The sequence below is a fragment of the Acinetobacter sp. TSRC1-2 genome, assembly GCF_049895885.1.
Lineage (GTDB): Bacteria > Pseudomonadota > Gammaproteobacteria > Pseudomonadales > Moraxellaceae > Acinetobacter.
In genome coordinates, this window is the sequence record NZ_JAFCTF010000013.1 from 120,466 (window position 1) to 130,280 (window position 9,815).

Sequence of the window (9,815 nt, forward strand, 5' to 3'; positions counted from 1 at the left end):
AATTAAGATGGATTCGACAGTTGCTGTTGAATCCATTTTACATTTTCAGGGCTGAATATTTTTTCGATATGCATCCAAACAGGATGAAAGCCATAGCCACCATACTTCATTTCACTCAGTGCATCCTCAATTTTCCAGTTTTCAAAAATGATTCGGTACATGGCAATGCTCGCACCGGTACGGTCTGAACCGTGATAACAATGAATCATTACCTTTTGATTGAGTGCTTTGGCTTGCTGAATCTGTCGCATGACTTGCAATAAATCTTCACGTGAAATGGCCCAGGTATGAATGGGTAAATGAACCAGTTTAAAATCGGAAGATGCCAATACATCCAGATCAGCATTTCTGGATCTTAAATTAATCACCACATTAATGTGATGTGCTTTTAATTGCGGAATCAGGTCAGCCGTGGGTTGTTCACTACGAAACACATGCTCGCTAATTTGATAAAAATTATCTGTTGGATTAAGTACTGTTCCCCAGTGTTGAGGACGCTGTTCCGGTGAAAGTGTGGGCGAAGTCATACATCCCGCCAAACTTGAGCTACTCAGTAAAATCGCAACCACTGTTCTTCTCATCATGCAAGATAACGCGCCAATTCAATAGGATCATGAGCACAAATGATTTCAATATTTTTTGTCGTGTGTGCGAGTTGTTGAATTTTATGTAAATTGCCTAAACGTATTTGATTATTTTCGGCAAATACACGTTCCAATTTATCCAAAGTCCGAAGTTTATTTTTAGGGTCAAGCTGTAGATGTGAGTAGTAAGCATCGCCACAGAAGAACAGCCAACCCTCTTTTTGCTTAATGGCAATCCCGCAATGCCCCTTGCTATGACCCAAGAGCGGAATCAATAAAATTTCATCTTGAAATAAATGGAAGCCTTGCACTTGATACAAATTAAACCAAGCCTCACCTTGTTCGTGTTCGATGAAGTTCCAGTAACGATGCTGTTTGAATTGTTGAGTTTTATAGCGTGCCTTATTTTTCAGTGAGAATAAGTTTTGCGTTGCATTATATTCACTGGAGAGCACATGTACAGTGGCATGTGGGAAGTCTGAAATCCCCCCGGCATGGTCAAAATCCAGATGTGAAACTAATATATGTCGAACATCTTGAGGGCTAAAACCTAAGCGCTGGATTTGTGCAATCGCAGTCAGCTCTAAATTGTTTTCGATGCGACCCAGTCGTGAAACCAAGTTACCCAAGCGGGCTTTGGTATGCAGATAATCTTGTACGCCTAAACCGGTATCGATCAGTACCAAACCTTGATCGGTTTCAAGCAGTAGACAATGACAAACCACTTCGGCATGTAGGCCTTTTTGCCCAAACAGAGGGCCGCAAACAGGACACATCGTGCCGCAGTGCAAATGATGAATATTATAAATCACAATATTTATTCTTAAGATGATTAGGCGTATTTATAAACCGCCTATGAAATAAATACCAACTTGATTTTGTAATTCAACTCTTTAGCGGAATAAAAAAGCCTGTCATAAGACAGGCATTTGCAGGGTCAGGATCTGGCTCGTTATTCTAGTCCTGATGAGCAGCATTGTGGTTCATCTGAGGGTTGAAGCAAGTATCGCTTGATTATTTCCTCGCACTCGAAGCATAGCTTCTGATCTTTTTGCAGAATATATTCCTCAGGGTGGAACCGTGCTCCAATTTTGAAACTACGCTTTTCGCTTGTCTTGCGACAAAATTAAAGTAGCATTTTATTCTTTTACTCACAGCATCGCTGTTCGTCTTGCGCTCGGGCAGAGCAGTGCTCCGCTGATCCTCACTCAGGATGGGGTGTTAAACGCAAATAAGGTTTAACCGCTGTATAGCCTTTAGGGAAACGTTGTTTGATTTCGTCTGCATCTTGAAGAGAAGGCACAATCACCACATCTTCACCTTGTTGCCAGTTGGCAGGCGTAGCAACTTTATGCTTGTCCGTCAGTTGTAATGAGTCTACGACACGTAAAATTTCATTGAAGTTACGCCCAGTAGATGCAGGATAAGTAATAATTAAGCGTACCTTTTTGTTTGGATCAATAATGACCAAAGAACGAACTGTTAAGGTTTCACTGGCATTGGGGTGAATGAAATCATAAAGAGTGGAAACTTTACGATCTTTATCGGCAATGATCGGGAAATTGACCGTAGTATTTTGAGTGTCATTAATGTCGTTAATCCAACCTTTATGTGATTCGACATCATCAACTGATAGGGCGATGGCTTTTACACCACGTTTATCAAATTCATCTTTCAGTTTTGCGGTATAGCCAAGTTCAGTGGTGCATACCGGGGTATAGTCCGCAGGATGGGAAAATAAAATCCCCCAACTATCTCCCAGATAATCATAGAAATTAATTGTGCCTTCACTTGAATCCTGCTGAAAATTCGGTGCAGTATCGCCTAAACGTAATGTCATTTTTATAGCCTCATATTCTTTGTTATAAACTTTGATGAGATCTAATATGGCGCAATTTTTTTTCCAAGGAAAATAGCCTTTTTGTATTTCTTTATGAGTAAATGGAATATACGTGAGTGGTTTGATTGGTAAAATCTGGATAAATGACGGATTTTATGACTATATTGGCTGTTTAAAATTTGTTACATTAATTTTCCTTAGCGGTCATGTGCTAGAACGAATGATCAGAATTTTTTTATCGGTTTTGTGCAAAACCCTTGTACTTCAAATTTCTAGCACCATAATAACGACTGAGAAAAAATTTATTCATTCGACAAGCAAGATTTAGAGAGTCTATTCATGTTGGCAAGTCTGATCGGAGGCATCTTCGGTACCAAAAATGAGCGCGAACTCAAACGCATGCGTAAAATCGTAGATAAGATTAATGCGCTCGAGCCGACGATATCTGCACTAAGCGATGCAGACTTATCTGCAAAAACTGAAGAATTCAAACAACGATATAACAAAGGCGATGGCCTTGATAAATTATTGCCTGAAGCATTTGCGGTTTGTCGTGAGGCGGCAAAACGAATCATGGGGATGCGCCATTACGATGTACAGTTGATTGGTGGTATTACGCTTCACGAAGGTAAAATTGCAGAAATGCGTACCGGTGAAGGTAAAACCCTGATGGGTACCTTGGCATGTTATCTCAATGCCATTAGTGGCCAGGGTGTGCATGTCATTACCGTGAACGATTATTTGGCACAACGTGATGCCGAATTAAACCGTCCCTTATTCGAATTCTTGGGTTTAAGCATTGGTATTATTTACTCAATGCAAAATCCGACCGAAAAAGCAGAAGCCTATCGTGCCGATATTACTTACGGTACCAACAACGAATTCGGTTTTGACTATCTTCGTGACAACATGGTGTTCTCACTGGCTGAGAAAAAACAGCGTGGCTTAACTTATGCCATTATCGATGAGGTCGATTCGATCCTGATTGATGAAGCACGTACACCATTGATCATTTCTGGTCAAAGCGATGACTCTTCACAATTGTATGCTGCAATCAATAGCATTCCACCAAAACTGACCCCGCAAAAAGAAGAAAAAGTAGCCGATGGTGGGCACTTCTGGATTGATGAAAAACAACGCTCTGTCGAAATGACAGAAATCGGTTATGAAACAGTAGAAGATGAACTGATTCGTATGGGCTTGCTTGCAGAAGGCGAGAGCTTGTATTCATCGGCTAACTTGAACTTGGTTCATCATGTTTCAGCTGCCATTCGTGCGCATTATCTTTATCAACGTAACGTTCAGTACATCATCAATGATGGTGAAGTGATTATTGTGGATGAAAACACCGGTCGTACCATGCCGGGTCGTCGCTGGTCAGAAGGTTTGCACCAGGCAGTTGAAGCAAAAGAAGGTCTGGAAATTCAACCGGAAAACCAAACCCTTGCAACCACGACTTTCCAGAACTATTTCCGTTTATACAAAAAGCTTTCAGGTATGACAGGTACTGCTGATACTGAAGCGGCGGAAATGAAAGAAATTTATGGTCTAGATGTGGTGCTGATTCCAACGCACCGTCCAATGATTCGTAATGACCAAAATGATTTAATTTATTTAAACCGTAATGGTAAATACAACGCGATTATTCAAGAAATTCAAAATATTCATGAAGCAGGCGTTGCACCGATCCTGATTGGTACAGCAACCATTGAAGCTTCAGAAATTCTCTCTGATAAATTGAAAGAAGCCGGTATTACCCATGAAGTGTTGAATGCCAAGCAACATGAACGCGAAGCGGACATTATTGCGCAAGCCGGTTCACCAAATGCGGTGACTATTGCCACCAATATGGCCGGTCGTGGTACCGATATTTTGCTCGGTGGTAACTGGAAAGCCAAACTTGCGAAAATTGAAAACCATACCGCTGAAGATGAAGCACGCTTAAAAGCCGAATGGGAACAAAACCATGAAATGGTATTAAGTTCTGGCGGCTTGCATATTATTGGTTCAGAACGTCACGAATCGCGTCGTATCGACAACCAGTTACGTGGCCGTGCCGGTCGTCAAGGTGACCCGGGTGTTTCACGTTTCTACTTGTCGCTTGAAGATGATTTGATGCGGATTTTTGCGGGTGACCGTGTTGTCGGCATGATGCGTGCGATGGGCTTACAAGAAGATGAAGCGATTGAACACAAGATGGTGTCACGTTCGATCGAAAATGCACAACGTAAAGTAGAAGCTCGTAACTTCGACATTCGTAAGAACTTGTTGAAATATGATGACGTCAATAACGAACAACGTAAGATCATTTATTCTCAGCGTGATGAAGTTCTGACTGAAAGTACCTTACAAGAATACATCGAAGAAATGCATCACGAAGTGATTAAAGGTGTGATTGCGAATTATATTCCACCTGAATCCATTCATGATCAATGGGATATTGATGGTTTAGAACGTGCATTAAGTGATGATCTGGGAATTGATTTACCGGTTAATCAATGGTTGGAAGAAGATCGCCGTTTAGATGAAGAAGCCTTGGTGGAACGTATTTCTGATGAAATCGTGACTCGCTATCGTGATCGCCGTGAACAAATGGGTGATGAATCTGCAGCAATGCTAGAACGTCACTTTATGCTCAGTGCTTTGGACCGTCATTGGAAAGAGCATTTGGCGGCGATGGATTACTTGCGTCAAGGCATTCACTTGCGTGGTTATGCGCAAAAGAACCCAGAGCAAGAATACAAGAAAGAAGCATTTAACCTATTCGTAAATATGCTGGCGGTGATTAAGTCGGATGTAATTACTGATCTTTCACGCGTTCATGTACCTACAGCTGAAGAACTGGCTGAAATGGAAGCACAGCAACAAGCTCAAGCTGAAGCGATGCAGTTGAATCTTTCTCATGCGGAAGTGGATGGTCTAACGGGTGATCTGACTGAGGATAGCGATGCACAATATACTCCAGTCGACGAACAAATCATTATTCCACCTGCAAACCGTAATGCACCATGTCCATGTGGTTCTGGTCTAAAATACAAACAATGTCACGGTAAAATTTAATTTTACCCAGACTGCTAAGCCACTTTAAATATTCCTCTTGTTTGTTGAGAGGTGCTTTTTAAAGTGGCTTTTTTAATTCCTTTTAAATAGAGTATTTAGTTTTTCAAGATGTGAATACGTTTGCAGAGAACTAAATTAAGTGTTATTTAGTTGCATATCGAACACTGAAAAGCGGAAAAGACAATGAAAAAAGTATTACAACCATTGATGATTGCAGCTTTAGCTATTCCTGCTTTGACTTTTGCAAATAATGCAGCTCAAACCACAACTGTAGACAAAGTTCAAGCTGCTCGTGGCGCAACCACAGCTCCAGCAGTTGCTCAAGACGGTAACATTACAGTTGCAAGCCCACGCACTGGTATTCGTTATACTTTTGCTAATCCGAATCAACGCCCGGTAGTATTGAAAACTGCAGCAGTGACTGCAGCCAATGCAGCTAATGCGAATCGTATTGTGGCGTCTAATCCTGCTTTATCTACAGCAAGTCAAGAAAAAGCCAAACAAGCATTATTGTCAGAAGCTAGCCAGTTGGCTTCTAATTAAACCGATGTCGTGATTTAAACCAGTCTGCGGACTGGTTTTTTTATGCCTGGAAATATCAACTAAATAAAAAATAAATCAAACAAAGTGTTCTGCTCGATTTTTTAGTCAATTTCTACTAAGCTGTCTTTTTATCACGAACTTATCTGGAAGTTTAAAAATGGCGGTCGGCGATGTAACAATGCCACAGATGCATGTGGTTAAAGGTGTAAAAATTGGTTCAGCTGAAGCGTATGTGCGCTATCCGAACCGACGCGACCTGGTCATTTTTGAATTTGCTGAAGGTTCCAATGTAGCCGGTGTATTTACCCAAAATGCATTTTGTGCTGCGCCCGTGCATGTATGTAAAGCGCATCTTCAAGTGGGTAATCCACGTTATTTAGTCATTAATACCGGTAACGCCAATGCAGGTACCGGCAAAATTGGGATGGCGAATGCTGAAGCAACTTGTGTGAAATTAGCTGAACTTGCTGGTGTATCTGCGAGTGAAATTTTACCTTTTTCAACTGGTGTGATTGGTGAGCAGCTTCCACTTGAACGTTTAATTTCAGGTTTGAAACCGGCACTGGACTCGTTACGCGATGATGCCTGGTTAGATGCAGCGACCGGCATTATGACCACAGACACTTTGCCTAAAGGTGCATCTGAACAATTCGAGCTAGATGGTGTCATATATACCATGACCGGTATTTCTAAAGGTGCAGGCATGATTCGTCCAAATATGGCGACCATGTTGAGTTATGTCGCAACAGATGCACCGATCAGCCGTGAATTGGTACAGCAACTATTAAAAACAACAGTGAATGTTTCTTTCAATCGTATTACGGTCGATGGCGATACCTCAACCAATGATTCCTGTATTTTTGTGGCCACAGGTCAAGCAGGCGGTGCAAAAATCACCTCAACTGATGATCCACGTTATGCTGCGGTTCTTGATGTTTTAACACGAGTGATGAAACGTCTGGCACAACTGATTGTTCGCGATGGCGAGGGGGCAACCAAATTTATTACAGTTGCAGTAGAAGGCGGTGCTGATACCCAAGAATGTTGCGATATTGCTTATAGCATTGCCCATTCACCCTTGGTGAAAACTGCAATTTTTGCATCCGATCCAAACTGGGGACGTATCCTTGCAGCCATCGGTTATGCAGGGGTAAAAAATTTAGATGTTGAAAAAATCCAGGTTTGGTTAGATGATGTACAAATCTGCAAAGATGGTGGTGCGGCAGCAGACTATACGGAGGAAGCTGGCGCACGCGTGATGTCTCAAGCTGAAATGACCATTCGTGTTGATTTGGGACGAGGTCAGGCAAAAGACACGGTCTATACTTGCGATCTGTCTTATGACTATGTCAAGATTAATGCAGATTACCGTTCTTAAGTTAAGTTGAATGAAAAGCCTCCGTAGTGAGGCTTTTTTATAATGGAAAGTTTTTAATGACTGGTCAAAAAAGCATGATGCCATTCTGATCAGTGAATTGAGTGTGCGGCTTGTAGTCTACAAGCACTAAGGATAGAGAAGACGTTTATGAATAATGCGACCAATTTAATTGCCAATGAGGCTAAATCAATTGTACAGGCGCATTTAGATCGTTTAGGTGAGCCTAAAGATATTCATTTGAGTGATGAAGTCAAACAGGAAAAGTTTGCGCAAATTCTAGCAGAACTCAAAAAACGCGATGCTGTCCTTGTCGCTCATTATTATTGCGATCCCGAAGTTCAAGAGCTCGCTGAACTATCGGGCGGTTGTGTTTCAGATTCATTAGAAATGGCCCGTTTTGGTCGTGACCATGCAGCGTCAACCTTGGTGGTGGCGGGTGTGAAATTCATGGGAGAAACCGCAAAAATCCTTTCCCCTGAAAAAACTGTGCTTATGCCAACTTTGGAAGCCACCTGTTCTTTGGACCTCGGTTGTCCGGTAGATGAGTTCACTGCGTTCTGTGATGCTCATCCTGATCATACCGTTGTGGTGTATGCCAATACTTCTGCGGCAGTCAAAGCCCGCGCTGATTGGGTGGTGACATCAAGTTGTGCAGTTGAAATTATTGAACATCTAGATAGTTTGGGTGAAAAGATTATTTGGGCACCAGATCAGCATCTCGGTCGTTACATCCAGAAGAAAACGGGTGCAGAGATGTTGCTTTGGGATGGTGCTTGCATTGTGCATGAAGAATTTCGTGCACGTGGTATTGCCAACATGAAAGCATTGTATCCAGATGCAGCGGTATTAGTGCATCCAGAGTCACCAGAATCTGTGGTTGATATCGCGGATGCCGTAGGAAGTACCTCGCAACTGATTAAAGCTGCACAAACCCTGCCCAATGAGCGTTTAATTGTGGCAACCGACCGTGGCATTTTCTATAAAATGCAACAAGCCGTACCAGACAAGATTCTGATTGAAGCGCCAACAGCAGGTGAGGGCGCAACGTGCCGTTCTTGTGCACATTGTCCATGGATGGCAATGAATGAATTGGATGGAATTTTAGCGGTTTTACAAAAGGGTGATCAAGAAATACACGTTGATCCAGCCCTTGCGGAACGAGCTAAATTACCTCTCGATCGCATGTTGAATTTCAGTGCCAATTTAAAACGCTGATATTTGTATATAAAATGTCTAAAGTGCTTGATAAATATACATTCGAAGCGTTTTTTTGATTTTTTTTGACTCTAGGTGTTGACGTTGCTAAGCGTCACGCCTAGAATGCACACCGTACCGCATGAAGTGCAGTATGAAGCTAAGATGAATCGGAGCATGGCGCAGCTTGGTAGCGCACCTGGTTTGGGACCAGGGGGTCGTAGGTTCGAATCCTACTGCTCCGACCAATTCTTCAAGGCGAAGGTTTCATGGTATTTGATATCATAGGTCATGCGCCTGTAGCTCAGTAGGATAGAGCATCCGCCTTCTAAGCGGATGGTCACAGGTTCGAATCCTGTCAGGCGCACCATTTATGGTTGCTTGATATTTTAGAATCTGAAAATGTTGTAACGGTGGATGTAGCTCAGTTGGTAGAGCCCCGGATTGTGATTCCGGTTGTCGTGGGTTCGAGCCCCATCATTCACCCCAATTCGGAGCATGGCGCAGCTTGGTAGCGCACCTGGTTTGGGACCAGGGGGTCGTAGGTTCGAATCCTACTGCTCCGACCATCTTTTTAAAAGATGATATAAATAATCCGCTTAAATGCGGTTTTTTTATGCCTGAAATTTAATAATAACATTCAACATTCAACATTCAACATTCAACATTCAACATTCAACATTCAACATTCAACATTCAACATTCAACATTCAACATTCAACATTCAACATTCAACATTCAACATTCAACATTCAACATGGTTTGAGTAATCTCTTTAATAAGCGCAGTTCAATATTAGAAGCAATTTAATTGCTACCAATAAAGCAATACAAACCTGTTGAAGGTGGATGGCTGAGCTAGTTGAAGAGATTAATGAGTTGTTTTAATAAAATAGAAACGATAAATGAAAAATAATCTCTTATGTTGATTTAGTTGAAAGTGATTTCGTTTTAAATCTAGTGAATCTTCTTTGTTTGTATATTCCACTTGTTGGTATTTAGATAGGAAAGCTATTTAAGGGCTTGACGAGAACATAGGATATAAAAAAGGAGAATGGAAGTGATCAAAATGGTCTGGATAGGTATTGTATTTGACTTGTTTATAGGTTTTAAACTGAAAAACTTTGTAAATTGAAGCGTAAAAATAAAAAACCTTCTTATTTTGCGGAATAAATAAACAGTCGAAGTGTTATTTCTAAAATAATGCGGAAAAGGGG

Annotated in this window: 7 protein-coding genes and 4 tRNA genes; 8 read left to right on the forward strand and 3 right to left on the reverse strand. The window is 41.6% G+C overall.

Features of this window, described 5'->3' with window-relative positions; translation table 11 throughout:
• Positions 1 to 2: 2 nt before the first annotated feature.
• The 3 genes from ACP69Y_RS13600 to ACP69Y_RS13610 form a co-directional block, all read right to left on the reverse strand.
• On the reverse strand, positions 3 to 581 hold the full coding sequence (locus ACP69Y_RS13600) for a dual specificity protein phosphatase family protein (protein ID WP_425918917.1): 579 nt from the start codon (positions 579 to 581) through the stop codon (positions 3 to 5).
• On the reverse strand, positions 581 to 1,396 hold the full coding sequence (locus ACP69Y_RS13605) for an MBL fold metallo-hydrolase (protein WP_425918905.1): 816 nt from the start codon (positions 1,394 to 1,396) through the stop codon (positions 581 to 583). Before ACP69Y_RS13605 ends, ACP69Y_RS13600 begins: the two co-directional genes overlap by 1 nt.
• Positions 1,397 to 1,788: 392 nt before the next feature.
• Positions 1,789 to 2,424, reverse strand: coding sequence for a peroxiredoxin (locus tag ACP69Y_RS13610; protein ID WP_425918906.1), 636 nt, complete (start codon positions 2,422 to 2,424; stop codon positions 1,789 to 1,791).
• A gap of 339 nt (positions 2,425 to 2,763) precedes the next feature.
• On the opposite strand from ACP69Y_RS13610, the gene secA reads away from it, so the two are divergent.
• From secA to ACP69Y_RS13650, 8 genes are all read left to right on the forward strand, one after another.
• Positions 2,764 to 5,484: a preprotein translocase subunit SecA gene (secA, locus tag ACP69Y_RS13615; RefSeq protein WP_425918908.1), complete on the forward strand. Its 2,721-nt coding sequence runs from the start codon at positions 2,764 to 2,766 to the stop codon at positions 5,482 to 5,484.
• 183 nt (positions 5,485 to 5,667) lie between these two features.
• Positions 5,668 to 6,027 carry a hypothetical protein gene (locus ACP69Y_RS13620; protein ID WP_425918909.1) on the forward strand — a complete coding sequence of 120 codons (360 nt, stop codon included), beginning with the start codon at positions 5,668 to 5,670 and terminating at the stop codon, positions 6,025 to 6,027.
• A 157-nt stretch (positions 6,028 to 6,184) separates the two neighbouring features.
• Positions 6,185 to 7,405 carry a bifunctional glutamate N-acetyltransferase/amino-acid acetyltransferase ArgJ gene (gene argJ, locus ACP69Y_RS13625; protein WP_425918910.1) on the forward strand — a complete coding sequence of 407 codons (1,221 nt, stop codon included), beginning with the start codon at positions 6,185 to 6,187 and terminating at the stop codon, positions 7,403 to 7,405.
• A gap of 147 nt (positions 7,406 to 7,552) precedes the next feature.
• The gene (gene nadA / locus ACP69Y_RS13630; RefSeq protein WP_425918911.1) at positions 7,553 to 8,620 is read left to right on the forward strand and encodes a quinolinate synthase NadA; all 1,068 of its coding nucleotides are present in this window, start codon (positions 7,553 to 7,555) and stop codon (positions 8,618 to 8,620) included.
• Between the two features lie 150 nt (positions 8,621 to 8,770).
• Positions 8,771 to 8,847, forward strand: a tRNA-Pro gene (locus ACP69Y_RS13635).
• 45 nt (positions 8,848 to 8,892) lie between these two features.
• Positions 8,893 to 8,969 (forward strand) — tRNA-Arg (locus ACP69Y_RS13640).
• A 43-nt stretch (positions 8,970 to 9,012) separates the two neighbouring features.
• Positions 9,013 to 9,088, forward strand: a tRNA-His gene (locus tag ACP69Y_RS13645).
• 3 nt (positions 9,089 to 9,091) lie between these two features.
• Positions 9,092 to 9,168, forward strand: a tRNA-Pro gene (locus ACP69Y_RS13650).
• Positions 9,169 to 9,815: the final 647 nt, after the last annotated feature.

Bases quoted from the DNA above. Each gene is read 5' to 3' on its own strand.
- ACP69Y_RS13600 (WP_425918917.1), bottom strand. From the start codon at position 581: ATGAGAAGAACAGTGGTTGCGATTTTACTGAGTAGCTCAAGTTTGGCG.
- ACP69Y_RS13610 (WP_425918906.1), bottom strand. From the start codon at position 2,424: ATGACATTACGTTTAGGCGATACTGCACCGAATTTTCAGCAGGATTCA.
- secA (WP_425918908.1), top strand. From the start codon at position 2,764: ATGTTGGCAAGTCTGATCGGAGGCATCTTCGGTACCAAAAATGAGCGC.
- ACP69Y_RS13620 (WP_425918909.1), top strand. From the start codon at position 5,668: ATGAAAAAAGTATTACAACCATTGATGATTGCAGCTTTAGCTATTCCT.
- argJ (WP_425918910.1), top strand. From the start codon at position 6,185: ATGGCGGTCGGCGATGTAACAATGCCACAGATGCATGTGGTTAAAGGT.
- nadA (WP_425918911.1), top strand. From the start codon at position 7,553: ATGAATAATGCGACCAATTTAATTGCCAATGAGGCTAAATCAATTGTA.